Origin of the sequence: Brucella sp. NBRC 12950 (assembly GCF_030268145.1) — a bacterium.
Classification (GTDB): domain Bacteria; phylum Pseudomonadota; class Alphaproteobacteria; order Rhizobiales; family Rhizobiaceae; genus Brucella.
In genome coordinates, this window is record NZ_BSQC01000002.1 from 454,641 (window position 1) to 480,151 (window position 25,511).

The following is a 25,511-nucleotide window of genomic DNA, read 5'->3' on the forward strand; positions in this document are numbered from 1 at the left end:
ACGGCCGGTTTTATTTTTTCTGCACAGCCGTGCAATCTGGATTGAAGCATTTTTATTTTACCTCGACAAGCAACAAATTCTAGTGTGCTGGAAAATAGCGAACGGTTTTGAAGCGCCGTTCGTTGTTATGGTTATCTATCGAGGATTTATAACAGCCATATGACTGATGCTGCGCAGCTGTGCAAAAACGTGGACAGCTTTGCAAAGCTGTCCACGCTGCACGCAAGCTGTTCCGACACGAAAGGAGACAGCTCACAATGAAGTTTTAAGCCGTTTCAGCCTCTTGCCGCGTTTCTGCGCGTGCGTTTCGCCAGCTTGAGAACAGGAAAGCTGCAATGAAGATCACTGTCATCAGCAGAACAATTGTCGGTGCAGGGGCGCTGTCTATGAAGAACGAAAGATATACGCCCATGAAGGACGAGAAGACAGCAACGATGACTGAAACGATCATCATGCTGCTGAATCTGTGGGTGAGCAAAAAGGCGATGGCGCCTGGAGCAATCAGCATGGCGATTGCGAGAATAATTCCTACCGCTTTTAGGACACCTACGATGGTGAGTGAAATCAGGCACAGAAGCCCATAATGCAGCAGCCGGACTGGCAAGCCGACAGCACGCGCCTGTGCGGGGTCGAATGCATGCAGCAGGAAATCACGCCATTTGACGATGAGAACGCCTGCGGTCACAGCTGCGATAATCGCCGTCTCTATAAGGTCGCTTGCGCTGATACCGAGAATGTCGCCGAAGAGGATGTGATCAAGATGCACATTTGCACGCACAGAAACATAGAGCACAAGACCCAGCCCAAACATGCCGGAGAAGACGATACCCATGACCGTATCCTGCTTGATACGGCTGTTTTCCTTGAGAAAACCGGTTGCAAGTGCGCAGACCATACCTGCAACAAAAGCACCTATGCCAAAGGGCAGGCCGACGATATAGGCAATCACAACACCCGGCAGCACCGCGTGGCTTATGGCATCGCCCATTAGCGACCAACCCTTGAGCACCAGAAAGCAGGAAAGTAAGGCCGTTGGAATGGCAATCAGGATCGACGCGATCAGTGCATAGATCATAAAGTCAAACCGAAATGGCATTAGAAGCATGTCGGGGAAGCTCATGGCTCAACCTCCTGCAATGCTTTGGCTGCGCGCCTGCGGGCCGCAAGCATTCCGTGTTTAGGTGCCAGAAAAAATACGGTGAGAAACACCAGCGTTTGCAGCACGACGATGATGCCGCCGGTTGCGCCATCCATGAAGTAGCTAACATAAGCGCCGATGAAGCTGGTTAGCGTGCCGATTAGCACCGCAATCCACAAAAGTCGCGAAAAGCGATCGGTGAGCAGATATGCAGTCGCGCCGGGGGTAACGACCATGCAGATGACCAGAAACGCACCTACGGTCTGCATTGCAGCAACAGTGCTTGCCGAAAGCAGCGTGAAGAACATGATCTTCAGCGCCGTTGGTTTTAATCCAATGGAACGTGCATGGCTTTCATCGAAAAACACCACCATCAGGTCTTTCCATTTGAGCAAAAGCAGCGCGAGCGAAACGAACCCTATGATCGCCAGCTGAAGAATATCGCCCGGTGTTATCGCCAGAATATTGCCAAGCACTATTGTCTGGATACTGATCGAGGTTGGCCGCAGCGAAATCATAAACAGTCCAAGGCCGAAGAAGGCCGTGAAAATCAGCCCAATAATCGCGTCTTCTTTGAGCTTTGTTCGCTGGTTGAGAAACAGCATTGCTGCAGCAGCCAATCCACCTGAAAAGAAAGCACCTACGGAAAAGGGCAGACCGAGCATATAGGCGCCAGCAACACCGGGCACGATGGAGTGGGAGAGGGCATCGCCGATAAGCGACCAGCCTTTAAGCATCAGATATGCAGAAAGAAACGCACAAACACCACCGACAAGGGCTGAAACCCACATTGCATTGAGCATGTAACCGTAAGCAAAAGGTTCGAGCAGGAGAGCCATCAGTCTTAGCCTTCCTGCTTATGCTCATAGAGCACGAAGGGCCGCTCATCATCAGTTATGACACCGATTGCCGAACGATTCTGCTTGGTTTTCTCGTCGAGAATGAGGTGCCGTAGCACTCCGCCAAACGTCTTTTCGAGATTGGCCTGTGTGAAAATCTTCTCTGTTGGACCAAAAGCAAGCACCGTATTCTTAACGAGAACTGTCCGGTCGCAAAACTCGGGCACGCTGCCGAGATTATGCGTGGAAACAAGCATCACGCGGCCTTCATCGCGGAGCCCACGCAGAAGCGTGATGATCGCTTCCTCAGTCTTTACATCAACGCCGGTAAAAGGCTCATCAAGAAGAATGACGTGCGCATCCTGAGCAAGTGCGCGAGCAAGAAAAACACGCTTCTTTTGGCCGCCAGACAGCTCGCCTATTTGCCGCTTGCGAAAGTCGAGCATGTTGACACGGCTCAGTGCCATTTCGACTGCTTCGTGATCGGCACGACGGGAAATGCGCATCATGCCCATATGTCCATATCGGCCCATCATGACGACATCTTCGACCAAAACGGGAAAGTTCCAGTCAACCTCTTCACTTTGCGGGACATAGGCGACAAGATTCTGCTTGAGCGCCTGTTTGACCGGCAGGCCAAGGATGGAAATGTCACCCTTTGCCAAACGGACAAAACCCATGATGGCTTTGAATAAGGTCGACTTGCCTGAGCCATTCACGCCAACCAGTGCCGTAATCGTGCCGGTAGGGATCTCAAAACTGGCATTGCGTAAAGCCGTGTGACCATTGCGATAGGTCACAGTCGCGTCCTTTACCTTCAACCCTTCAACCGCGCTATTTCTAAGCGCGGCATGTTCCTGAAGATGGCGATTTATCGGAACGTTCATTGTTTTAGGCCTTTTGCGATCGTGTCCGAAGTTACTTTCAGAAGGTCGATATAGGTAGGAACTGGTCCATCAGCCTCGGAAAGAGAATCGACATACAGCACGCCGCCGTATTTCGCGCCGGTTTCTCGCGCAACCTGTTCTGCCGGTGCTGCCGATACCGTGCTTTCAGAAAAAACAGCGGTGATGTTATTTGCGCGAACCGCATCAATCACCTTACGTACCTGCTGAGGTGTGCCTTGTTGGTCCGCATTAATCGGCCAGAGGTAAAGCTCCTTTAGATCAAAATCACGAGCGAGATAGGAGAATGCGCCTTCGCTGGTAACGAGCCAGCGCTTGTCAGCTGGTATAGCCGTAAATTCTGCTCTGATCGGATCAATTGTCGCCTTTATCTCGGTCTTATACTTCTCAGCATTGGCTTTGTAGACTTCAGCATTGTCTGGATCATATTTGACGAATGCATCACGAATATTATCGACATAGATGAGGGCAGAAGTAGGCGACATCCATGCATGTGGGTTAGGTTTGCCAGAATAAGGGCCTTCTGTGATGCCCATTGGCACAACCCCGTCACTTACGACCGCGCTTGGAACGTTCTTAAGTCGCGAGAAGAACTTCTCAAACCACAATTCGAGATTAAGTCCATTCCAGAGGACGAGATCTGCATCCTGCGCCTTGATTAGATCGCCAGGCGTTGGCTGATACTCATGGATTTCAGCGCCGGGCTTGGTAATTGATTCAACAGTGGCGGCATCCCCGGCAACATTCCGGGCAATATCTGCAATGACCGTAAATGTAGTTACAGCTTTAAACTTGTCAGCTGCAAAAGCGGAACTTGATGCCAGCAGCATTGCGAATCCAGCAACAAAAGCTTTTGCCAAGCCACATCTGATCGGTCGATACATTACCTTCTCCTTAATGCGAATAATTAGCAATTGCATAACGTAGAATTATATTCACCTCAAGCGCTTTTGCAAATCATTTGCAATTAGGGAAGGTCTTTCTTGCTAGATACAAATTTCCTTCCTTTTTTCATGCAATCTAAAATTGTGTCCTTGTATTTTATGTTAAATTTCTTTTTTCAGAATCGAGATGATTCCAGCTTGGCTCCTTGAACCGATTTTTCAACGCGACCTGGGGTAACTCTGTTAGTAAACTGATGCAGCGTTTCTCGAATTTATTTCCATTTCTAACATTTGAGATGTCGGAAAGAATGCCCGATTGCAACGAAGTGGAGCCCATAAATAAGAAAGAATTTCAGGGGCAGCGGAGATGTAAGAATCAAGAAAAGAGCTCGACAGAACCGGACAACTTAGGTGAAGCTTTCTCTTATGGATTCCAGCAACCAAGGTAAGAGGACGTGGCTCGAAAAAAATGATGATAATTCTCTGGATTAAAAAGAAAACTTAAAGTTGTATTTTATGCAAAAATCATGATTTGCGAGCAATTGAATAATGCGAATTTTTTTTGTTACAGCTGAAATGGAAACAGCGTTCAAATTGCGAGATTCTTCGGAATTCCTAATAGTAACTACTCCTGAAACGAATATTCCCATCATTGATCTTGCGAAGATATACGCAGAATCGGCAACAACTCTCCGAGAGATCGTTAGTATTTTCAGCAACAGTGTTTGCAACTCAGTCAGTTTGTCATGGGCTACTTAAGAGACGCTGATGATAGCGGCGAACACCAGTTGCGTGCTCTATACTCCGTAGTGATTTAGCTTCCGACACGTAGCGACAATGCTTTCAGTAAGCCCATCGCAGTTCTGTGGGACTTCGCGCTCTTGCAACTTGGCAAAATTAGACACGGGGATCGCGCCAAAGGAACAACCCATCAGATAAATCATAGAACAGAACTGAGGAGCGGTTTGTTTAGCTAGCACTGGGTGTCGATCCTCGTTTCAGCCATTTACGCCAAATGTGAATTTCACTTCTTCGGCGCCAACGCCGCACGCGATGTGAGTCATGCGAAAGTACGATCAGTCCTAGAGGCAACATCCAGAAGCCTAGCACCGGGAGAAAACCTAATGCGCCACCTACGACCAATGAACCGCCAAGTGTTCGCCGCATGAGCACTGATTGAGGCATTGGGATTCGCTTTCCAAGAATCACAATTGCGCGTTTTCGTGGTTTAGGTTCGTATTCTTCGGTCACTCGGTCTTTCTCACAGCTTGGGGGCAGAAACTTTTCGGTTGGAAACGTCCCAGAGAATATAGGGTTTCATGATCAGAATGCAAAAAATTGAAAAAAAACAAAATTAGGGCTTGGCAAATCAGAAATCCTCCTGCTATACGCCACCTCGCTGACGCAACGAGCACCTCTTCCCCGGTAGCTCAGTGGTAGAGCAACCGGCTGTTAACCGGTTGGTCGCTGGTTCGAATCCGGCCCGGGGAGCCACTTACTTTTTGGGTTACAACTGCTCAAAAATTTAAGTTAAGCTAATCAAAGGCTTACGGCTCAATTTAAAAATCACAATATAACTATTGATCCAAATCGGCTACAATCCGGATTACATTGTGGGCGTTGATCTTGTCAGTTGATATTACGAAATATGTGCAGCGGCAGCCGAGCGGTATCTACCGCTATTATAGGCGCGTGCCGATCGAAGTGTCGAATCACGACAAATGAACTTTCGTAAAAATAAGCCTCAAAACTAAGAATCATAAAGAAGCACTGGAAAAGGCGCAGGGCGTTCATGACGCGACCGAGCGTCTCTGGGCTGCAATGTCATCGGGCAACGACAATCGCCCTGAATGGGAGCGCTATGAGGCTGCTGTGCGGACTGCACAGTCGCTGGGTTTTGCGTACAAGCCTGCGGCTGAGATCGCATCAGGATCATATGAAGAGCTCTTTCTGAGGGCGAAACACGCCGCAGAAGTCTTAGAAACAAAGCCGTCTGCGGCGAAAGCAATTGTCGGGCTGGTCGATTTTCCTAACCCTCGCATCTCAAATGTCTGGCAGATGTATGAAAAATTCAACCAGTCCGGATTATCAGGACTGTCTGAAGGCCAGATGTCCAAACACAAGGTCTCTCGCGAACGCGCGATTAAATATGCCAGCGAACTGCTCGATGATCTTCGATTAAGCGAAACTACGCGCGCTGACGTGCTTCGATATCGCCAATGGTGGACAGATAAAATTGCGACGGAGAAGCTTAAAGCGTACAGCGCCAACCGCAGCTTTAGTGACTTGAAAGGCATGCTGTCTGTCATCGACGATGCGCTTCAAACTAACTTTCGCGCACCATGGTCGGGGATTCGCCTAAAAGAAACTAACGCCACAAAACTGGATAAGCGGCCGCCGTTTTCGGTCGAATGGGTGCAAGATCGCTTATTACAGTCAGGAGCGCTTGACGATATCAATCAAGACGCGCGGCTCATTATATATACGATGATTGAAACAGGGATGCGTCTAGGGGAGGTGTGTAACCTTCGTTCCGAGGACATTCGGCTAAACGATGAAGTGCCTCATGTTGAGGTCGCTGAACGCGAAGACAGGCGACAGAAGACCGATTACTCGGTGCGTCGTATCCCTTTGGTAGGAGTTGCACTCTGGGCAATGAAGCAAGCTCCGGATGGGTTCGCTCGTTACGCTGACAAGTCAGATTCAGCGTCGGCTGCTATCAACAAGTTTTTGAGGTCAAAAGATTTATTCCCGTCACCGAAGCACACGATCTATTCGCTCCGACATACCTTCCAGGATCGAATTGAGAACGTGGGCGCTTCCGATCGCATGCAAGCGGATCTAATGGGGCATGAATTCGGACGCCCTAAATACGGCGATGGCGCCGAGATGAAGCGGCGCCGTGATCTGCTGGAGTCCATTAAGTTGAAATGGGAAGGCTAGGCCGCGCGAAGTATCGCCTGAGCTCGAGCTAGAGCGCTGTCTCGGCTTGTAGCGGCTGTAAGCTCAGCTTCCGCGCGCTCTAACAAAGGAATGGCCGCGTCTCCGAATTTTACGACGAGCTTAGCTGTATTCCGAACGCATTCTTCGTATTCGGCCATGCTGAAAGTCTGGCTCATGCTTGGTGCCGAGTAAATATAATCGGAACGAGGGCTGATTTAATCGTCAAAGGATGGAACATTCGATTCCTGTCCACGTTATTGCGGCAAATTCCCCTCCTAAGGATATGGAAATGTGGCCCGTAAACAGCACGATTCATAATTTTTACTACCTCTCAGAACAGTCGAATGGTCTTTGGGCCGTAAAGGAAACCGTCAGTCAGAATCCGGTTTCACTCAATGGGCAGCTATGCTGCTCGCTTAAGAAGCGCGATGCCGAAGAACTGATTGAGTACCTCAACGGATTGGATGAGGCGCTAGCGGCTTAGTGGGCTATGGCGATGATCTACCCTTTCCAAATTGATTTGTTTCGGTTTCGTTCCTGTTGTAATTGCCGCCTGACAGGGGAGCCACATGCACATCCACAGTACGAACCGAACGATTGGCGACTGTATCCGCTCCCGCCGTCGGTTCGATCCATACGAGTTGCGCGCCCTTGATACGGGCGTTGAGGCAGTTGGGGAGTTTTTGCAGTCCATACAGAAAACCGACCTTGCGGAATGCGACGAGTTAGAAGCGCGCATGCTGGTGAAGGCCGCATGGGAAGGCTGCGGGCGAGGGATGCGGGAAGCTTTGAAAGCTGCGCCGTTTTGAAGGGAACAAGATGAAGCACGACAATGATAATAGCCTCGGTCTCGTCGTCCTATTGTGCAATCTAACAGATGCGATGTCTCAACCGTGGGTGGATGGGGCTTCGCATTCTTTACGGACGCGTCAATATCGATCCCGGCCCAGATGACCTCTACGAAATCCCCGATTTAGGCGCTCCTGTTTATGGAAGATTGCGGGAAGGTATCAAGATGGTGCTTAACGCTATGATCTTCTCTAAGAAACCACTTAGTCGGATGCCCAAGGGGACACGTCAGCTCTTTCCGAAGGGGGCAACAATCGGAAGCATTACGTCAGCGATTGAGAACCGACACCCTGCCATAAGGCATCTCTTCTATAAAGGCATTGGTCACCGTGACCAGTTCACCGAAAGTCAGATCATGGTGGATTTGCTGTTACGGCTGATGGACGAAGGTGTCGTCGCCTTGCAGCTTCATGACGCCGTATTGGTTGCAGAGAGCAAGGCCCGGAAGACGGAGGTAGTGATGCTGGAAACTTTCATGACGCATGTCGGTATCGCCGGAAAGGTCACCCGCGAATAGAGTATTGCCCCCGAAGTTTCTCGCAGGTGGACCGCTTGGCAGACCTTTCATCCTTACCGAAATCATACAACAGGTTCATGTATTAAGAGGGAAAGGTTGTCCAAGCTTGTTTCTTGACCGTTCCTGTAATCTGTATGGTCTTCAACAATCAGAATGGCGAAGCCATCAGCAAGGATGACAACTTAGGCGATCCTCTGGTTGCACGTTAAGCCAACTTCGCAGGAACCTTGCATGTGGACAGTTCGCAGGAACCTTGCATGTGGACAGGGGGTCAGCCTAAGGTGATAACCTATGGTATTGATCTACTCTGAGGAGGAGGATCATTGAGCCTTAAGAGCAACCTAAGCTAACATGTACAGCTACAACGTTCAGGTGAACCTAAGGTACAGCAGTTGAAGGCGAGGGGATAAGTCATCTGACGGCAGGTCTTCAATGCTCCATCTGATCGGGCACGTGGCAGTGCGTGGGATCACCTTATATCTAGAACGGATGCTGCCATGCGCAGGGTTCGAAGGGATTAGGAGGAGGATTACCTCACCTTGGCAATGTGTTCTTCTACAGATACCTTCGAATATCCGAGAAGAAATCCATCTATCCGTTCGCGGTCTAACCTATCGAAAACCCCTTCTATGTTGCCTGCCCAAGAGAGCCGAGAAATAAGGTCCTTGAGCTTGCAACGCCATTCCTCGGAAGGCAAGCAATAGGTGCGCAACTCGAAAGCCAGCTCTTCGTTACGTGTGACGAATTTCTTAATTTTCCCACTGTCGACATAGGGTTGAAATTCAGCATCTCCTACGAGTTCAGAAGGAACGGCATCGTCTGCAAGAAAGCTGGCCATAGGCTTCGCACCGGCAAGCATCAATTCCAACTCTCGACCGTTGTGTGACCCTGGCTTGTCCAGATCAATTTTCTCATTCTGCATTGTATCACCCTTAATCAGCTCGATCACCTATGACAGCCAGCCTCGCAAGACGGAGCACCGCCGCCGCCCCCACTGAAACTCGGAGGGATGTACCCCCCTCGGTCATTATCCCATACTCAGTTGTTAATTCCAAAGTTCCGGTCAAAGCAATCCTGACAAATCGTATTCCCGTGCCCGTCCATGAACGTGCCGCCCGTAGGAGCACCACAGTCTGCACTTGTGCAATTCCAAGTGGGGGACCGTTTGTCATCGGCCGCGTAAGCGTGCCATAAGGCTGGCATAAATGATAAAGCTATTACTACCAAAATCCTGAAATAATACATGAATTCTCTCCTCATATTTGTACTGTAGACGAGGTGAAGAGTGGTCAAAATCGCAGTTCATTGGGTGCAATAAGCTGTTGGATAGACTGCTGATGTCCCTGAGGGCGTATCAATCCTTGTCCTCTGCTCCATCTTGGGACTGAACGTTTCGTGGCTGGATACCCGGATTGTAATCGTGGTGGAACGGCGATGGCATCAGCGCAGCATCCTCGTCAGGTTCTATAGCTGCAGGTGAATTCCTCACGGGTGCTTTCAGCTTCGCAGCACAGATCTTCGATCGTCTTGACATCGAAGTACTGCTGTCGAGCGAGAACGTCGACGATTTCGAAAAGAAAATGTTCACGATCCGCGTGGAAGAGCGACTGGCGTTCTCTGTCTATCGTCCAGAGTCATTCGCGACCGGCGACGTCGAAGGCGCTTAATTGAGGGTGGGGAGACATTCGCCCGAAAGGCCGGGATGCAGGAACAGACCTCGCAGATCATGCGCGCCGTCGAAAGCGTTACACACCGCATCGACGGGCTTACCGAGCGCATGGATTGTGTGTTTGAACAGAAGACGACGCGGGCGAGGGGTAGGGCAGTAACGCGACAGGGTGGAAACAAACTGGCGCGAACGCGAAACGATTGCAAAACCCGGCTATGTCGGTTTTCAAAATGCGCTTATGAGTTCGCGTTGTGGATGGTGAGCGATCGATTGTGGGAGTGTGTTTGTGATCCCTGATGTGATTTCTTTGCTCTCTTCTTTTTCGCAACTGGCTGAACAATAGTTTGTTCATATTCCATCCGAGCATTTCTAAGCCGGAGAGTCTTTGCAATTCGAGCGTCCATCTCGACCTGTTGTATGGCGCGCGCAGTGCGATCTATTCTGGCTGCGATTGATTCTTTAACAGATGAGGTTGGCTTAAAGAGTGTCTCTTTGGTGAAGATTGGTTGCGTTTCAATTGACATAAATGAATTCCCTTAAAAATAAAAAAGGTCAGGCAACGCCTGACCTTAAAAGTAATCTTCTTTCAACAGTGCCAGTACATCCGTGGTCAAAGCAAAGAAGAGAACCTATTTATGCAGCCTGCAGGTTGCACGCAGACATTTTGCCCGACTTCATGTCGCGCTCCAAATCATAGCCAATCTTCTGGCCTTCGACGATTTCGCGCATTCCGGCGCGCTCGACAGCAGATATGTGAACAAACGCATGGAGGCCGCCATTATCAGGCTGAATGAAGCCGAAGCCCTTGGTGGAATCGAACCATTTAACTGTGCCAGTGGTCATAAAGAACCCTTTCATAGCAATAAAGATAGCAGCACGCATTTGCGTGACGCAAAGTGATAACGATTTTTAAAAGGGGGTTCGTTCAGGGCGCGATGCTAAACGCGCAATAAGCAAAACACATCAAAAAATATCGATAAACAATACATAAATAGTTATTTTGATTTTGTCAAATTGTATATATTTTTTTTATTTAAAATGGGAATCTTAGATAGCTTTTTTACCATATTTATTTAATATTTATTTTAATAATTACAGCAGCCGAACTCTCGAAACGGTCGGTTGACTGAATTATTCGTCAGTGGGCGAAATAGGGAATTTCAGGCGCTATTTCGGCACAAACTTGTTGACGCCCCTTTCACTTCCACCACAATGACAAATTGCGGGCCACCAACCCGCAAACAAACCAACACGAGGAGACTGTATGTCTGAACAGTCACAGAGCACGGCGGCGCGCGTAAACACGGGTGGGCATGCAAATCCATTCCTTACTTGGCAAAATCCTCAAGGGTTCAATATTGCCAGCCTGCATGAAGGCCTGACAATACGTGATCATTTGCTGGGCAAGCACTGACTGGCCTTATTGGCGGATCGCACCATGAGATGGCGACCGTCGCAGAGATGGACAATACAACAATCATCAAGGTAGCTTCCTCGCTGGCTTACGCTTACGCCGACGCCATGATCGCTGCCAGAGGTGAGGCGAGAAGAAGCAGAAGAAAAAGCCACACGTGCAACTGTTGAGGGGCGGCATGGCAACATCAGGTTACGTGAGATCTATGTGGATGTTGATGTGCCAAATACAGACAATCCAGATGAAGTGGGTTGGAAGGTCGGAAGCAAGATAGTGTTCACGGCTGACAAGTTCTATTTCGGCGATGAGCCATGGCCTCATACTATTCCTCGCACTAATCATCCTGCCGACCTCGTCATAATCGAAACTCCATACAGTGGCGACGTGGAAGCAAACACAGCCTATGCTAGAGCTGAGACATGGATGGCGTGGATGGCGGTGCTCATAGTTATAGGATCAATTCTTGCGGAATGGTTCGGCGTCCCAACTGAATTTACTATACTAGCGGCACTGATCGGTATGGTGATTTGGGCACCTTTTTATTGGAGGTCGATACTATGGACAGGATCGACGAGACCACCGATCAGTTTGATGCTCGTGTGACCGGATACTGTTTAACTGTGATCGCTGCAATTGTCGTTTTGTGCGCTATTGGAGACCTAATAAAATGAACCAATTCCACGTCGGCCAAAAAGTGGTCTGCATCGATTCAGTCGTTGGGTTTGAGCAATACCTCGAGGTAAAGGAAGGCGAGATTTACGAGATCGAGTGGATCGGACCGTTCGAGCATTATACTCATGGCTCCTACATCGGAGTACGGCTTAAAGGCGTTGATCGTGGAACGTGCCCTCAGTTTGGTTATGAAAACCCGCCTTTTGCCGCGAGACGCTTCCGGCCGCTTGTGGAAGATAAGTTGTCAGCGTTGCGCGGCTTGCTTGCTGGCGGGCCAGTGACTGAGAAGTTTGAAGGACCAAAGCGGAAGGTGGAGGAGGGTGTGTGATGGTGCCAGATGCAAGAATTGACCGTGAGACACTCCCAGGTGATCTGGATAACTAGTCTCTATGAAGCAGATTATGCCGAAGCCGGTGCACTTGACTGATCTCGGCCTTTGATCCAATAGCGCGATCAAATCAGACGGCGGCTCGACCAGCTATTACGAGCTCCCGAAGGCGGCGAGCGAGCTAAACGATCTTATTGAACACAAAGGCATGTCCTTTGCGCTCGGCAACATCTTTAAGGCTTGCTATCGTTTCGGAGAGAAGGACGCCGCCAGCCGGCTGTATGATCTGAACAAGAACATATTCTTTGCTGAGAGATTGGAGGCGATCGAACTGCGCTCGAATGATCAACACTGGACAGCATAGACTAAACTCTAAATAATCTTTATCGCACGTTAACGTTAATCGCATTTACTAAGTTGGCTGGCTAATCCAATCCGTACCGATCCCTCCCGCCAGCTAAAGCCCAAAAAAACCGCTCAGATCAATCACTGGACGGGCTTTTGTATTAGCGCAATAGAAAAACCCCGCCGAAGCGGGGCCATCTTAAACGGATTACTTTTTCGGCGGACCGACGCGATCGAGCAGCTTGTAAACGATCTCAGCACAGTCGTCTGTTGACTGATCTTCAGCGCACTTCACATCTACCTTAAATCCCTTATCCTCAACGCGGATGTGTGCTGACTTTTCGGGAGGAGGCGGACCTCTATGTGGCGGAGGTGGTGGTGGCGTACCCGGCGCTTCGGCAGATGAAGGTGCCGGTGGCTTAGGCGGCTCCTGCGCAAGTGCAGAGCTTGAAATCATAGCGAGTGCAGCTGCAGCAATAAGGACGATCTTCATTGCATTACTCCTAGCAGTGTTTGCGCAGAAGAAACATGCGGACGAACCTTTGGTTCCTAGGCAGGTTGATCATATTTTTATGATTGATGCCTGCAACAGAAAAGCCCCGGCACGTCTTCAACGTCACGGGGCTGCGCATGCGCTTGGACCCAGCTTCCTGACACGATGCGTGGCAAAAATTTTATCAAAATGAATTTTCATTGAAAAGTGTGTTTTGTTCGTTCGTGCCTATCCCACGTTCGCCTATATGAATAGCGGTAGCGGCTTCGACGAGGGCCTCGGCCGCTTCCAACCTATCCAATCCTGCCGTTTTTGGCTTCGTCTAAGGCCTCGACCAGCAAATGCGAAATACGAAATACGACATATGCCTTATGGCACTGTAACTGAGTTTGCGGTCATCTGCCTTTTGGATCGTGCATGACGCTTGCACGGTCGATTTTGTTTTCAGCTTAATGACTGGCTAGGCCAGTAGAGGAGGGCATAATGAAAATCGTTGCCATTTTAGCAATCGGATCAATCATGGCATCGGGGGCTGCGTTCGCAGCAGCTCCGGTCACTTCGGATAGCAAGCAAACCGTCACGCAGGATCGAGCATCTGGGCCGGTACTCGCTGGCGGGCCAGGCAGAATGCTTTCCCCATCCATCCCTCGTGGTGGCAAAGGGATTTACATAAGATAAGCGTCTGAAGTCTGCCTCGTTTTTGCGTGGCAGACTTTCCACCTTACCGCCGTCCAGCCAACGCGTCTTCGCCAAGCTGCCGGTGTTCGTAGCAGAACCAAAGCTGGCCATACTTTGTCTTGTAGCCGTAGCTGACGAACTGAACAATATCATATTCTCAGCTGAGCGATTGAAGGCGATCGAACTGTGTGCAAAGAATCCAGGTCCGAGGCTTAGATGACATTTTAAGTAGTTTTAGCTGCACATTGGCCTTGATTGCATTTACTAGGCCCGCTGGCTGATCAAATCCGTACGGCTTCCTCCCGCCGGCGAAGAACCAAAAAAAACGCTCCGATCTATTACTGGGTGGTTTTTATCCGCGCGATGATAAAAACGCCGAAGATTGGGAATACCGAACGGATTACTTTTTTGGCGGCCCTACGCGACCAAGCAGCTTGTAGACAATCTAAGCACAGTCGTTTGTCGACTCGTCTTCAGCGCACTTCACGCCTAACTTAAAGCCCTTATCCTCAACGCGAATGTATGTATGCGGTGGTGGCATACTCGGCACTTCGGCTGAAGGAGGTGATGGTGGTTTAGGCGACTCCTGCGCGAGCGCAGATCTGGAAATAATAGTGAGTGCAGCGGCAGCAATAAGAACGATCTACATTGCATTAATTCTAGCGGTTTCTGCGCGACCGAAACATGCAGACCAAAATTTAGGTTCCGCGGCGGAACTATCATTTTGGGTTCGAAATCTACAAAAAAATCCCCGCTTTGGCGGGGCTCTCTATTTCAAGCAATCGGTTATTCCATTTCCGGAATTTCACCAAATTGGAAATCAATGCGGCTTAGCGAACAATAATTCGTTCCCAGTTACCCTCGCCAAAAGGCTTGCCTCCATGACGCCGTATAAAAGCGCTCATCCGTCTTGCTGATGGAAAACTAAACACGCAAAAGTCAATTCCTGACTTACGTGCCATGCGGTGAGGCAGGAGTGCGCCAAGGCGCCCTGCGTCCCGGTGAACTTCACGCCGAGCGCACTTCAAGGCATAGGCTTCAGGAAGCGCTGCTTGAAAGTTCCTCATCACGCAGCCCTCAGAAAAGGGCTTGGCCGGCGTCCATGGGAGATTGCAAGGCTGGCATACTTTACTTCTTTGATTAGATATTCACGATCCTTGAGCAAAGATTCGATTGCCCCGCGCACGTCGCCCTTATGGTAGGCTAATACCAAATCAATCTCAGCGTCGTAGTTTTCCAAAACTCCATTCATGATGCTCTCCATAGCTCTATTTGTTCTTGTTATGTTCCATTTTCGATTAACAGTCAATAGGATTGATTCGCCACGGGCGAGGGAACCGCTTTCAATTCTAACTACCTGAAAGTATAACTCGTTGACTTTGAATGATTGATCGTTCGAGAAAATTTCAAGTATGTTTCCATCAAATCATGAATCTAATCTGATTATTCACCCCGCTTCGATTGTTTTTTGCGTTTGATTCCACCCAAAAGGCATCTTCGAGAATCTGGAGATCACTCTCCCTTCGGGAACCAGTTTGGCTCCTATGCATTGTTATTCTTGTCCGTAGAGGAGAGAAATATGCTGACAGCTGGTGTCATGTGGCTTTTCGGTGTCCCGCTAATCGTAGTGATCCTTATTTATTTTCTTGTGCTCCGAAGGCGGTAGTTAAATACATAACTGCAGGAACCATCAATCTATTGGGCATATTGGAAAAACAACGTGATGACCCATCGATGTTTTCTTCGTTTATGTTCCTAACATCGTTTGTTTTTTAGAATGGAGGAAGGCATGAGGCTCTCAGTAATTTCACTGGCGGCAGCGATGGCTATGTTTTCATTTGGTGCACAGGCCGCACCGGTTTCAATGCCAGAGCCAGCCAATCAAACGGGCTTGACCCACAGCGTCGATTATCGCTGCGGACCCGGGCGCGTGACGGACCGAAGAGGACGTTGTGTGCGTGTTCGGCGCCATGCCCCACCGCCACCTCGTTGGGATCGCGAACGACCATCTCGCGATTGGAGAGGTAAGCGCCATTATCGGTCTGAGAGGCATTATCGCGGAAGGGACAATCGTCACTTCTGGCCCAGAAAGCGCGAATCTCATAACTAATCTTAATGTGCGATTTATAATCTAAAACGGCTCTGTCAATTCAAGAATTGACAGAGCTTTTTCTTGCGCTTGACTTATAATTGGATCGCTTCATTAATATAAGAAGGCTCAATAGGGTGTATTTTATGAAAAGAGCGCTTCTAGCCGCGATAATCACTGTATCTGCCACTCCAGTTCTGGCAGATAAAATCTACGATAAATGCATCAGTAAATCAGACGGGAGCAATAGTGCCTGGTCGCAGTGTGGTGGCGACTGGCTGAAGCGTGCCGATGATAAGCTGAATGCGACGTGGAAAAAAGCGTACAGTAAGGCTGACGGACAATCCAAAACCGATTTGCTTGCAGAACAGCGTCTATGGAACAGTTATAAGGAATCGTCGTGTAATCTTTATGCGAACGGAGACTGGGGTAGGGAAGGTCAAATTCTCAACTATCCCAACTGTCGGGCAAGCGTGATTGAAACGCGCACTAAGCAATTGCAGGAATACAACGCCTTCATGGCCGGTCAGTAATCAGGCAAGCAGTTCCCGGTCGACGCTTCTATGGCAGGAAACTCGTCTTTTGAGACGATGGCGATAGGCTTTAATAAAGCAACCATAGCCATTTCGGCTTGTGATCCTGGGGCTTGGAATGAAAACCCTGATGGCAGATAAGCGTCGTCCAAGATGTCAGGGCGACGTCCGATACACTACAAGCCAATCAATCGGAAGAAGGCAATCATGCGACTTGGCTGACGGCCTCTGCTGATCTTCCGGCTCCTTCTATTTTACGATGAACCAGCTTGCTCGGCGTCCGCGCATATCGGAATCTTCCGTTGGCGGACGCTGCTTATTTTTTCTCATTGTTGTCATGCCTCCGCGAACGCCGAAAATGAACGGGCTCAATCGGCAGACCTATCTAGGCGAGATGCTCGGAATTTTTCACATTAATTGAACCAAATCGGAATACCTGCGTTCTTAATCTATCATTAACCATGACGGAGTTTGCTATGCTGTTATATTCGAAGATTGAAACAGGTATTGCAGCGGCGTTTCTCGTTCTTATTCCCCTGATGCTCTATATGGCATGACGAGATGAGACGTTTGTTACTCGGGCGGCATTAAAGATTATAATCTTTTTTGCCGCCATTTTATGTTTCGATCACATTGATTTTATTTAATGTTTGGAAAGCCCTTCATTCATCTCTTGTTCACTCCGGCGGCGATAAATTCGGTCCAACACAAAAGGAGTGTCCCATGATTAAGAAAGCCTTTCTCGCCGCCATTGCTCTCTCGTTCGCTGGAGCGCCTCTTGCACAAGCTCAAGATTATCATCAACCACGTAAGCCTGGATACAATCGCGTAGAGCCATCCCGTCCGTCGCATGGGAAGGAATTCCAGCGTCATGACCGCCGTGATCAGGGCCACAAACGGTGGTCGCGTGGCGAGCGCTACGGTGACTGGCGCCGTCATCAGGAAATCCGCGACTACAAGCGTTATGGCCTGCGCAAACCAGGTCGCGGTCAGCATTGGGTAAAGGTTGATAACCAATACCTACTCATCACAGCTGCAACCGGCCTTATCGCAGGGATTCTCGCTGCTCGGTAGGCTTCGCGAAAATCGAGATATTCTAAGCTTGAAGGCGGCATCAGCCGCCTTTTTGCATTTTCAGCATTTCAATCTGGATAAGCAAATACGCGATAAAACAAGGAACGGGGAAGAAAGCACTGCTTGCCCAAATAATCCCGAGTCTGCAATGTAAGGTCGCGTGACACCCCCGTCACATATGCAGGCACGACGCGCAGATACTAACGCGTTAAGCGGAGAATTCTATATGAGCGGCTTTCTTGCCCTTCTGGATGACGTTGCAGCTATCGCAAAAATTGCTGCGGCTTCGGTCGATGATATATCCGCAAATGCTGCGAAAGCTGGCAGCAAAACCATTGGCGTCCTGATCGACGACGCTGCTGTTACACCGAATTATGTTGTTGGGATAGCTGCTGCGCGTGAATTGCCAATGATAGGCAAAATCGCGATAGGTAGTCTTCGAAATAAAGGCCTGCTTATACCGGTACTCTTGGCGCTGGATTATTTTTTGCCGATCGCCATCACCGCGCTTTTAATGATCGGTGGCGCTTATCTTTGCTTCGAAGGCGCAGAGAAAGTCTGGCACAAACTATTCCCAAGCAAGGACGATCATGAGGATGGAGGTTCAAAAGAAAAAGATCCAACTGCATTGGAAGAAAAGCGCGTTGCAGGTGCAATCAAGACCGATCTCATCCTATCCGCTGAAATCATGACACTAGCGCTTTCCATGATTGAAACTAATTCAATCTGGATCGAGCTTTTTACGCTGATTGTTGTCGGCATTATGATCACGGTTTTGGTCTATGGCGTCGTTGCTGTCATCGTAAAGCTTGATGATTTCGGCGTCCTAATGGCTAGGAAAGGACGGCTTTCGGTGACACGCGCATTGGGCCGATGGACAGTCCGCGCCGTACCTCAGCTCCTGCTTCTTCTCACCATAATTGGAACAGCCGCAATGTTATGGGTGGGCGGCAATATCTTTATTCATGGCCTTCATGAACTTGGCGTCCATCAGCCATTTGCATGGATTTCCGAAACAGCCGGCAATCTGGCTGCGTTCGTGTCGGCCGGCCTCTCGGGAACTGTTAACTGGTTCGCCACGGCCTTTGCTGATGGTGTCTTCGGCTTTGCTCTCGGTTCAGCAATAGTGATTATTATAGCCAAAGTTGTAGAACCACTTTGGAATACCGTTGGCCAAAAATCCTGATTATGCAGAATGGGCGAGGAACGGAACTTCCTCGCCCATTGTTATCTTAGATCATGCCACCATTGGCACGCAGAACCTGTCCATTTATCCAGCGACCATCTTCGCCGACAAGGAAATCCACTAAAGATGCGATGTCCTCCGGAGTTCCAAGGCGCTCCAACGGGTTCATTTTTGCCATCCGCTCAATCAGTTCGTCAGATTTGCCATTTAAAAACAAATCAGTTGCCGTCGGTCCCGGTGCAACCGCGTTCACTGTGATATTTCGACCGCGCAATTCCTTGGCAAGTATTCCTGTGAGGGTTTCGACTGCAGCCTTGGTTGCTGCATAAACACCATAGTTTTCAAGCTTCAGACCAACCACACTTGTTGAGAAGTTGACGATACGACCACCATCACGCAAGCGCTGGGCAGCCTCTCTCATCGTGTAAATGCTGCCCTTCAGATTAATCGCAATCTGGCTATCAATGACTGAGTCATCGCCGTCCTTTACGGAAGCAAGTTTCATAATACCAGCATTGTTGACCAACACATCAACTCCACCAAAGGCGGATTCGGCACTTTCAAACATATGCTTAACGGCCGCAGCAACGCTCACGTCTGCTTGATGAGCGACGGCCCGACCGCCTGACTGGATAATTTCTGCGACTAATTTTTCAGCAGCATTTTTGTTACCAGCATAATTCACGATTACGGTAAAGCCATCAGAGGCTAACCGACGTGCGATAGCAGCCCCGATACCACGCGATGCGCCCGTAACGATTGAAACTTTGTCCTTGTTTGCTGACATGAGCCTAATTTCCTTAAGATACGCGTTTAAAAAATCCATCAGATTGCGGCGCATTGCGAATGCGCTTTTCACCTTTGAGACGAAACATAGCGCTTCTATAATTCCGAATAATCATCCATAATTCGGCATCACTATCCGAAAATGGCGAATAGTATCATGGACCGATTTGATGCCATGCGGGTTTTTACTCGTGTAGCGGAACGACGCAGTTTCACGCTCGCAGCAGAAGATTTAGGCCTGCCGCGCTCAACTGTAACAGATGCAATTAAGCAGCTAGAGAAACGTCTGGGTGTATGCCTTCTACAGCGAACTACGCGCCACGTTAGTCCAACACTAGACGGTGAGGCCTATTACCGCCGCTGCATTTCTATCCTTGAGGAGCTGGAAGACGCGGAGGGTGCGTTTGCCGGTGCAAAGCCTAAGGGTCTATTGCGTATCGATGTGCATGGAACATTAGCCCGGCATTTCCTGATGCCTGCATTGCCGCGTTTCTTTCAAACATACCCCGATATCGAAATTTATATGAGCGAAGGTGATCGCTTTGTCGATCTTGTTCGCGAAGGCATCGATTGTGTTCTGAGGGCAGGCGTTCTGCAGGACAGTGATATGATCGCTCGTCGTGTCGCTTTATTGAAAGAGGTCACATTGGCTTCCCCGACCTATCTCGAGCGTCACGGTATGCCCGCACATCCAGACGAGCTAACAAATGGCCATCACATGGTCGGTTTTCATTCGACATCGACAGGCGGGTTGCTCCCGCTTGAATTTACCGTCGCAGGCAGGGTGGTGGAGTTTGGTCTGCCCGCGCCAATGTCAGTTAATGCTGCTGAAAGTTACGTATCAGCCGCTTGTCTTGGTCTCGGACTTATTCAGGTTCCCATTTATCACGTACAGAAATCGCTTGAAGCTGGTGAATTGCTTGAGGTTCTAGCTGATTTTCCTCCAAAACCGACACCAGTATCTTTGCTCTATAGGCGAGAGAGGCAGCTTTCTCCGCGCGTGCGTGTTTTCATGGACTGGTTGCAACGTGAGTTCAAAGAAGCGCAGGCCTCTGACACAGACCTTGCATTCGTGCAGTCTTAGCGTATGTCAGTGTCCGGGGATGTTTTGAAACATGGTGCGATTGCAATCATTCATGCGAAATATGCGATATGCAGCAATCCGAAGAGGATTGGATGCAATTGCATTTTCCGGTCTGGGTAAGTTGTTTCCATCCAGCGGTGGGCGAGGTGTAATCTTTACTTTGCATCATATCGGCGCGGATAAAACTGATGAGTTTCGCCCAAACTCCATTTTATCGGTTACACCTGAGTTTCTGACAGATACAATCGATATTGCGTTTGCTGCCGGTCTTGTGCCTGTTCATCTGCACGATCTTCCCGCGTTACTTTCAAATAAGTCAGATAATCGAAAATTCGTAGCTTTCACTTTTGATGACGGCTATCGCAACAACGCTGAGATTGCTGCTCCGATCTTCCACAAATTCGGAATCCCCTACACGGTTTTTCCGACGATGGGCTTTGTCGATCGCACCCACACAATCTGGTGGGAAACGACGGAAGCACTCTTGAGAAAGACAACGGAGATTAGCTTCGACTTTGGTAGAGGGCCTGAGACCTTATGCACCAAAACGGTCGCGCAAAAATATGTGGCTTTTGACCGACTAGCCGCTTTCGTTCGCACTTTCGATGAAGACGAAGCTGTCCGCCAAATTGATGATCTAGCCGTTAGCCAATGCGATATTGATCCGCGAGCCATCGTTGATAGCTTGGTTATGAATCAGACCGAACTTAAAGCACTGGCTACTGATCCGCTCGCTCATATTGGCGGACACACGATCACGCATGTCAATCTTCGGCGCGTAAGCGAAGAACGCCTCACAAATGAAATAAAGGCATCTCAAGCCGCAATAGAGCAGGTCGTGGGCTATCGGCCAAAATCGTTTTCCTATCCATACGGCTGGTGTTCCGCGGTTGGAGAACGTGAAATCGAGATGGTCGCAAAAGCTGGCTTTCAGGTAGCGGTCACAACACAGCCAGCGGTCCTCCAACATTCTGACGCGTTGAGACCGACGGCCATAAAACGAATATCGCTAAATGGCGATTTTCAAAAGCAACGCTACGTCAAAGCTTTGATCTCAGGTCTTGCCTTCAAGTTTTTATAAGTTCGGGTGGGACTCGAGCAGTTCCATGCATAATGCTTTGCTGGCCGCTGAAATATCGGGATTGAAAACTAGCCAATAGCCTTTTTTGCTCTTGAGGGTGACGTCGCAAGCCGGAACGAGTTGCCCTCGCTTGATCGCACCATCAATCAGACCGGCCCAACCAAGAGCCACGCCCTGTTCCGCAATTGCTGCTTCGAGCACCAAATTATAGGTATTAAACACCAAACCGTAATTTCCGTCCTCAATTTCCTCACCAATAGAGTCAAGCCAGGTCTGCCAAGTGTACCATCGATCACCTTGGAGAGTATCGAGGTGCAAAAGTGCTGTCGAACTTAAACCTTTTCCATTCGGAAATGGGCCATTACGTTCCAGAAAGCCGGGAGAGCAGACCGGCACAACGGATTCCCCGACAAAAGAGACAGCATCTTTGGGAAAATCCTCGCGCGATCCGAACAGAACAGAGATGTCCGCCTCCCTATGATCGAGAGGCTGCAGCATCGAAGACGCTGTAATGCGAACGTCAACATCGGGATACTTTGGTCGAAAATTTGCAACACGCGGCATCAACCAGAAGGCAGCAAAGCCATAATCCGTAGCAATCCGAAGCCCCGGCATGCGCTGTTTACGCTTGATCTGCTGGATAGCCTCGTCGATTCCATTCAACCCTTGCCGCACAGCCTCATAAAGTATGCGTCCTTCGGCCAAGATTTCGACCCCGCGCGCCCGTCTGGCGAAGAGTGAGACGCCCAGACGTTCCTCCATGCGTTTTATTTGATAGCTAACAGCAGGTTGCGTCATCCCCAATTCACGCGCTGCAAGGGTCAGATTTTCCAACCGCCCCACCGCTTCAAAAACACCAAGACTGCCAACATCCCAAGATGGAGAAACCATAAACACCCTTTATATCTGCAATAAAAAATGAATGTCTTTTCCCTTATCCTTAAAGATGTTTTCCTTAAAGGCAGAATGCAAGACATAACGAAATTTGATTTTACCGAGCGGGTTTCGTTAAAGCCAAACAGGGGAAAAGAATGCGCTATCTCAAATTGACGGCATTAGCATTGGCAGCGTTCACGGGGCTTACGGGCGCGGCTGCTGCAGCAGATCCTGCTGCATGTGAAACTATCCGTCTTTCCGATCCAGGCTGGACCGACATTACATCCACAAACGCCATCGCAAGCGTACTGTTGGATGGGCTGGGCTATAAGGCCGATGTAAAAACCATGTCGGTACCGATTGGATATGAAGCCCTCAAGACCAGCAACATCGATGTATTCCTCGGCAACTGGATGCCAGCACAGCAGAAGTTCCGTGACGATCTCGATAAAGCAAAGGCTTCTGAAGTTCTGGTCAAAAATCTTGAAGGCGCCAAATTCACTCTCGCTGTGCCGGATTATGTAGCAAAAGAGGGCGTAAAAGACTTTGCCGACCTGTCAGCTCATGCTGACAAATTTGGCAAAGAGATTTACGGTATTGAGCCAGGCGCTCCGGCAAACCAGAATATCCAAAAAATCATCGAAGATAAGAAATTCAAGCTGGATGGCTGGAATATTGTGGAATCGAGTGAGCAGGCCATGCTTGCGCAGGTCGATCGTCGAAATAAAGACAAGCAATGGGTGGTCTTCCTTGCTTGGGCACCACATCCAATGAACACCAAACTTAATATAGAATATCTGTCGGGCGGTGACGATTATTTCGGCCCCAACTTTGGTGGCGCAGAGGTTTACACGCTTTCGCGTACCGGTTGGGCTGCGCAATGTCCAAATGCTGCGAACTTGTTTAAAAATCTCGTCTTCACGGTCGATATCGAGAATGAATTGATGGATAAAATCCTGAACGAAGGAGCGGAAGGTCCAGCTGCAGCTACTGCTTGGTTGAAAGCCAACCCAGAACATATCGACAAGTGGCTGGAAGGTGTGACGACCTTTAAAGGTGAGCCGGGTGCCGCAGCAGTGAAAGCCAAATTCGGTCTATAACCTGCACTGAACATGCTTTTAGGCGGGCGTTCTCGACGCCCGCCATTCTGCATTTTGATTTATTTCCATTTACGGTCTTAGCCAAATGAAAAAACCGAACATCCTCGTTCTGATGGCCGATCAGTTGAACGGAACGTTCTTCCCCGACGGACCTGCTGATTTTCTGCATACGCCCCACCTGCGCAAGTTAGCTGAGCGCTCGGCACGCTTTGCAAATTGCTATACAGCAAGCCCACTCTGCGCACCCGCACGCGCATCCTTCATGTCAGGACAGCTGCCTTCCCGAACAGGCGTCTATGACAATGCTGCTGAGTTTTCGTCAGAAATACCCACCTATGCGCATCATTTGCGCAATGCGGGCTACCAAACAGCATTATCTGGCAAGATGCATTTTGTCGGACCGGACCAGCTGCATGGTTTTGAACAACGTCTGACCACAGATATTTATCCTGCCGATTTTGGCTGGACGCCAGATTACCGTAAGCCGGGTGAGCGTATTGACTGGTGGTATCATAATCTCGGTTCGATCACGGGAGCCGGTTCTGCCGAGATCACCAATCAGCTCGAATATGATGACGAGGTTGCATATCAAGCCGAAGCGAAACTTTATGACCTTGCTCGCGGCCACGATGATCGCCCATGGTGCCTGACTGTAAGTTTCACCCACCCGCACGATCCTTATGTAGCCCGCAAGCGCTTCTATGATCTCTACGCAGATATTCCAGAGCTTGATCCGAAGATCGCACCTTTGCCTGAAGGTGAAATCGATCCCCACAGTGAGCGCCTGCTGCGCGCTTGCAAGGCTGAAGACTATGATCTCACGTCCAAGGAGGTAAGGGCTGCCCGCCAGGCCTATTTTGCAAATATCTCCTATGTAGATGAGAAGATTGGCAATTTGCTTGATGCAATAGAGCGATGTGGGATGAGCGACAATACATTGATCGTCTTTACATCCGATCATGGTGATATGCTCGGTGAGCGTGGTCTTTGGTTCAAAATGAACTTCTTTGAAGGCTCAGCGCGCGTGCCGTTGATGATCGCAGCACCCCAGCTAAAACCGGGTTTAGTCGAACAGGCGGTATCGACCCTTGATGTTTTGCCAACTTTGTCTGACCTCGCAGGCATTGACCTAAACGGTATTATGCCATGGACTGACGGCGTTTCGCTCCTCGGTGTTGCATCCGGTGCTAGTTTAAGAGGTGCAGTTCCTATGGAATATGCAGCAGAAGGAACAGTCGCACCGATGGTTTCACTTCGAGAAGGGAACTGGAAGATAAACCTCTGCAGAGTGGATCCGCCACAGCTATTCAATCTTGCCCGTGATCCTGATGAGTTGGAAAATCTGGCTACTTCTGCAAAACATAAAGACGTGTTTGAACGCCTTGTCGATGCAGCCGAGAAGCGTTGGAACCTTGAATTGTATGATAGCCAGGTGCGAGCCAGTCAGGCGCGGCGCCATGTGGTTTATCCTGCTCTTCGCAACGGCGCTTACTATCCTTGGGACTACCAACCTCTGCAGAAGGCATCAGAACGCTATATGCGCAATCATATGGATTTGAATGTTCTTGAAGAAAATCAGAGGTTTCCGCGTTAGATTTGATAAAAAGGCTGATCAAAGATCAGCCTTTTTTAATTAGCTAAGAATGTCAGAAAGACGCTTTTGTTCTTTCTCAGTCCCGTCAAGATTGAGACCCGTGAGAAAGTCTAGAATGTGTGTTTACATCAATGCAGACGCCTCATTGGATCTATGTCGTTATATCGCAACAACGAGCGCGTTATGCGTATGGCTGCAACAAGTCGTTTCCCAACGTTGCCAGTACAGAGCAATAATCAGAGAACAACTTGGTAAAAGCTCGGCTACAAAGCCCGCCAGGATAGAATGCCCCCGCAATCTCAACAAGATCGAGAAGGCCAAGTGCCTTTGCAGCTTCAATATCACTATCGCGCTGGCTCAGCAGATCGAACTCATTGGCCGCCACGAGTGCAACCCGCCATACACCTCTGTTTTCTCTGACATATTTATAAATC

28 protein-coding genes, 1 tRNA gene and 1 pseudogene are annotated in these 25,511 nt (G+C 49.3%); 17 read left to right on the forward strand and 13 right to left on the reverse strand.

The window, feature by feature from the left end:
- Window positions 1-265 precede the first annotated feature (265 nt).
- From QSJ70_RS05035 to QSJ70_RS05055, 5 genes are all read right to left on the reverse strand, one after another.
- Entirely contained in the window at window positions 266-1,120 is an 855-nt protein-coding gene (locus tag QSJ70_RS05035; RefSeq protein ID WP_215776687.1) for a metal ABC transporter permease, read from the reverse strand.
- Entirely contained in the window at window positions 1,117-1,977 is an 861-nt protein-coding gene (locus tag QSJ70_RS05040) for a metal ABC transporter permease (RefSeq protein WP_285535040.1), read from the reverse strand. The genes QSJ70_RS05035 and QSJ70_RS05040 overlap by 4 nt, the downstream gene beginning before the upstream one ends.
- 5 nt (window positions 1,978-1,982) lie before the next feature.
- Window positions 1,983-2,864 carry a manganese/iron ABC transporter ATP-binding protein gene (locus QSJ70_RS05045; protein WP_285535041.1) on the reverse strand — a complete coding sequence of 294 codons (882 nt, stop codon included), beginning with the start codon at window positions 2,862-2,864 and terminating at the stop codon, window positions 1,983-1,985.
- Window positions 2,861-3,712 (reverse strand): metal ABC transporter substrate-binding protein, encoded by an 852-nt coding sequence (locus QSJ70_RS05050; protein WP_252349119.1) that lies wholly within the window; start codon window positions 3,710-3,712, stop codon window positions 2,861-2,863. The genes QSJ70_RS05045 and QSJ70_RS05050 overlap by 4 nt, the downstream gene beginning before the upstream one ends.
- 1,023 nt (window positions 3,713-4,735) lie before the next feature.
- Window positions 4,736-5,017 (reverse strand): hypothetical protein, encoded by a 282-nt coding sequence (locus tag QSJ70_RS05055; protein WP_215778966.1) that lies wholly within the window; start codon window positions 5,015-5,017, stop codon window positions 4,736-4,738.
- A 168-nt stretch (window positions 5,018-5,185) separates the two neighbouring features.
- On the opposite strand from QSJ70_RS05055, the gene QSJ70_RS05060 reads away from it, so the two are divergent.
- From QSJ70_RS05060 to QSJ70_RS05080, 5 genes are all read left to right on the forward strand, one after another.
- Window positions 5,186-5,260 (forward strand) — tRNA-Asn (locus QSJ70_RS05060).
- Between the two features lie 327 nt (window positions 5,261-5,587).
- The gene (locus QSJ70_RS05065; protein ID WP_285535042.1) at window positions 5,588-6,709 is read left to right on the forward strand and encodes a site-specific integrase; all 1,122 of its coding nucleotides are present in this window, start codon (window positions 5,588-5,590) and stop codon (window positions 6,707-6,709) included.
- A gap of 289 nt (window positions 6,710-6,998) precedes the next feature.
- Window positions 6,999-7,193, forward strand: a complete 195-nt coding sequence (locus QSJ70_RS05070; RefSeq protein WP_215778964.1) for a hypothetical protein — start codon at window positions 6,999-7,001, stop codon at window positions 7,191-7,193.
- 85 nt (window positions 7,194-7,278) lie between these two features.
- Window positions 7,279-7,518, forward strand: a complete 240-nt coding sequence (locus QSJ70_RS05075) for a DUF6511 domain-containing protein (RefSeq protein WP_285535043.1) — start codon at window positions 7,279-7,281, stop codon at window positions 7,516-7,518.
- Window positions 7,519-7,586: 68 nt separating this feature from the next.
- A complete protein-coding gene (locus QSJ70_RS05080; RefSeq protein ID WP_285535044.1) occupies window positions 7,587-8,075 on the forward strand; it encodes a hypothetical protein in 489 nt (162 codons plus the stop codon).
- A gap of 529 nt (window positions 8,076-8,604) precedes the next feature.
- Here the strand turns inward: QSJ70_RS05080 and QSJ70_RS05085 are convergent.
- Window positions 8,605-9,024 carry a hemin receptor gene (locus QSJ70_RS05085; protein WP_252349109.1) on the reverse strand — a complete coding sequence of 140 codons (420 nt, stop codon included), beginning with the start codon at window positions 9,022-9,024 and terminating at the stop codon, window positions 8,605-8,607.
- Between the two features lie 517 nt (window positions 9,025-9,541).
- On the opposite strand from QSJ70_RS05085, the gene QSJ70_RS05090 reads away from it, so the two are divergent.
- On the forward strand, window positions 9,542-9,742 hold the full coding sequence (locus QSJ70_RS05090) for a phage major capsid family protein (protein WP_502871663.1): 201 nt from the start codon (window positions 9,542-9,544) through the stop codon (window positions 9,740-9,742).
- Window positions 9,743-9,980: 238 nt separating this feature from the next.
- On the opposite strand, the gene QSJ70_RS05095 is transcribed toward QSJ70_RS05090, so the two are convergent.
- Both QSJ70_RS05095 and QSJ70_RS05100 read right to left on the reverse strand, forming a co-directional pair.
- Window positions 9,981-10,268 carry a hypothetical protein gene (locus tag QSJ70_RS05095; RefSeq protein ID WP_215778959.1) on the reverse strand — a complete coding sequence of 96 codons (288 nt, stop codon included), beginning with the start codon at window positions 10,266-10,268 and terminating at the stop codon, window positions 9,981-9,983.
- Between the two features lie 109 nt (window positions 10,269-10,377).
- Window positions 10,378-10,587 (reverse strand): cold-shock protein, encoded by a 210-nt coding sequence (locus QSJ70_RS05100; protein WP_215778957.1) that lies wholly within the window; start codon window positions 10,585-10,587, stop codon window positions 10,378-10,380.
- A 421-nt stretch (window positions 10,588-11,008) separates the two neighbouring features.
- On the opposite strand from QSJ70_RS05100, the gene QSJ70_RS05105 reads away from it, so the two are divergent.
- Window positions 11,009-11,158 (forward strand): hypothetical protein, encoded by a 150-nt coding sequence (locus tag QSJ70_RS05105; protein ID WP_285535045.1) that lies wholly within the window; start codon window positions 11,009-11,011, stop codon window positions 11,156-11,158.
- Window positions 11,159-11,825: 667 nt separating this feature from the next.
- Window positions 11,826-12,158: a hypothetical protein gene (locus tag QSJ70_RS05110; protein WP_215778952.1), complete on the forward strand. Its 333-nt coding sequence runs from the start codon at window positions 11,826-11,828 to the stop codon at window positions 12,156-12,158.
- Between the two features lie 553 nt (window positions 12,159-12,711).
- On the opposite strand, the gene QSJ70_RS05115 is transcribed toward QSJ70_RS05110, so the two are convergent.
- Window positions 12,712-12,996 (reverse strand): hypothetical protein, encoded by a 285-nt coding sequence (locus QSJ70_RS05115; protein WP_215778950.1) that lies wholly within the window; start codon window positions 12,994-12,996, stop codon window positions 12,712-12,714.
- 483 nt (window positions 12,997-13,479) lie between these two features.
- On the opposite strand from QSJ70_RS05115, the gene QSJ70_RS05120 reads away from it, so the two are divergent.
- A complete protein-coding gene (locus QSJ70_RS05120) occupies window positions 13,480-13,674 on the forward strand; it encodes a hypothetical protein (RefSeq protein ID WP_215778948.1) in 195 nt (64 codons plus the stop codon).
- 614 nt (window positions 13,675-14,288) lie between these two features.
- Window positions 14,289-14,591 (forward strand): hypothetical protein, encoded by a 303-nt coding sequence (locus tag QSJ70_RS05125; RefSeq protein ID WP_285535046.1) that lies wholly within the window; start codon window positions 14,289-14,291, stop codon window positions 14,589-14,591.
- A 149-nt stretch (window positions 14,592-14,740) separates the two neighbouring features.
- On the opposite strand, the gene QSJ70_RS05130 is transcribed toward QSJ70_RS05125, so the two are convergent.
- Window positions 14,741-14,926: a hypothetical protein gene (locus QSJ70_RS05130; RefSeq protein WP_285535047.1), complete on the reverse strand. Its 186-nt coding sequence runs from the start codon at window positions 14,924-14,926 to the stop codon at window positions 14,741-14,743.
- A 983-nt stretch (window positions 14,927-15,909) separates the two neighbouring features.
- Between QSJ70_RS05130 and QSJ70_RS05135 the strand changes: the two genes are divergently transcribed.
- The 3 genes from QSJ70_RS05135 to QSJ70_RS05145 all read left to right on the forward strand — a co-directional run bounded on the left by QSJ70_RS05135 (window position 15,910) and on the right by QSJ70_RS05145 (window position 18,556).
- Window positions 15,910-16,296, forward strand: a complete 387-nt coding sequence (locus QSJ70_RS05135) for a lysozyme inhibitor LprI family protein (RefSeq protein ID WP_215778945.1) — start codon at window positions 15,910-15,912, stop codon at window positions 16,294-16,296.
- Between the two features lie 723 nt (window positions 16,297-17,019).
- Window positions 17,020-17,370 carry an RcnB family protein gene (locus QSJ70_RS05140; RefSeq protein ID WP_215778943.1) on the forward strand — a complete coding sequence of 117 codons (351 nt, stop codon included), beginning with the start codon at window positions 17,020-17,022 and terminating at the stop codon, window positions 17,368-17,370.
- Window positions 17,371-17,596: 226 nt separating this feature from the next.
- A complete protein-coding gene (locus QSJ70_RS05145) occupies window positions 17,597-18,556 on the forward strand; it encodes a DUF808 domain-containing protein (protein ID WP_215778942.1) in 960 nt (319 codons plus the stop codon).
- A 46-nt stretch (window positions 18,557-18,602) separates the two neighbouring features.
- On the opposite strand, the gene QSJ70_RS05150 is transcribed toward QSJ70_RS05145, so the two are convergent.
- Complete coding sequence (locus QSJ70_RS05150; protein ID WP_285535048.1) at window positions 18,603-19,343, reverse strand: SDR family oxidoreductase; 741 nt, start codon at window positions 19,341-19,343, stop codon at window positions 18,603-18,605.
- A 156-nt stretch (window positions 19,344-19,499) separates the two neighbouring features.
- On the opposite strand from QSJ70_RS05150, the gene QSJ70_RS05155 reads away from it, so the two are divergent.
- On the forward strand, window positions 19,500-20,426 hold the full coding sequence (locus QSJ70_RS05155) for a LysR family transcriptional regulator (RefSeq protein ID WP_215778938.1): 927 nt from the start codon (window positions 19,500-19,502) through the stop codon (window positions 20,424-20,426).
- 52 nt (window positions 20,427-20,478) lie between these two features.
- Window positions 20,479-21,507: a polysaccharide deacetylase family protein gene (locus QSJ70_RS05160; protein WP_352230989.1), complete on the forward strand. Its 1,029-nt coding sequence runs from the start codon at window positions 20,479-20,481 to the stop codon at window positions 21,505-21,507.
- Here the strand turns inward: QSJ70_RS05160 and QSJ70_RS05165 are convergent.
- A complete protein-coding gene (locus QSJ70_RS05165) occupies window positions 21,502-22,398 on the reverse strand; it encodes a LysR substrate-binding domain-containing protein (protein WP_285535049.1) in 897 nt (298 codons plus the stop codon). The genes QSJ70_RS05160 and QSJ70_RS05165 overlap by 6 nt on opposite strands.
- 140 nt (window positions 22,399-22,538) lie before the next feature.
- On the opposite strand from QSJ70_RS05165, the gene choX reads away from it, so the two are divergent.
- Together choX and betC are read left to right on the forward strand one after the other, a co-directional pair.
- Window positions 22,539-23,483, forward strand: coding sequence for a choline ABC transporter substrate-binding protein (gene choX / locus QSJ70_RS05170; RefSeq protein ID WP_285535050.1), 945 nt, complete (start codon window positions 22,539-22,541; stop codon window positions 23,481-23,483).
- Between the two features lie 85 nt (window positions 23,484-23,568).
- Window positions 23,569-25,077, forward strand: a complete 1,509-nt coding sequence (gene betC, locus QSJ70_RS05175) for a choline-sulfatase (RefSeq protein ID WP_285535051.1) — start codon at window positions 23,569-23,571, stop codon at window positions 25,075-25,077.
- A gap of 39 nt (window positions 25,078-25,116) precedes the next feature.
- Here the strand turns inward: betC and QSJ70_RS27665 are convergent.
- Window positions 25,117-25,398: pseudogene (locus QSJ70_RS27665) on the reverse strand (GntR family transcriptional regulator); the annotation flags it as partial.
- Window positions 25,399-25,511: the final 113 nt, after the last annotated feature.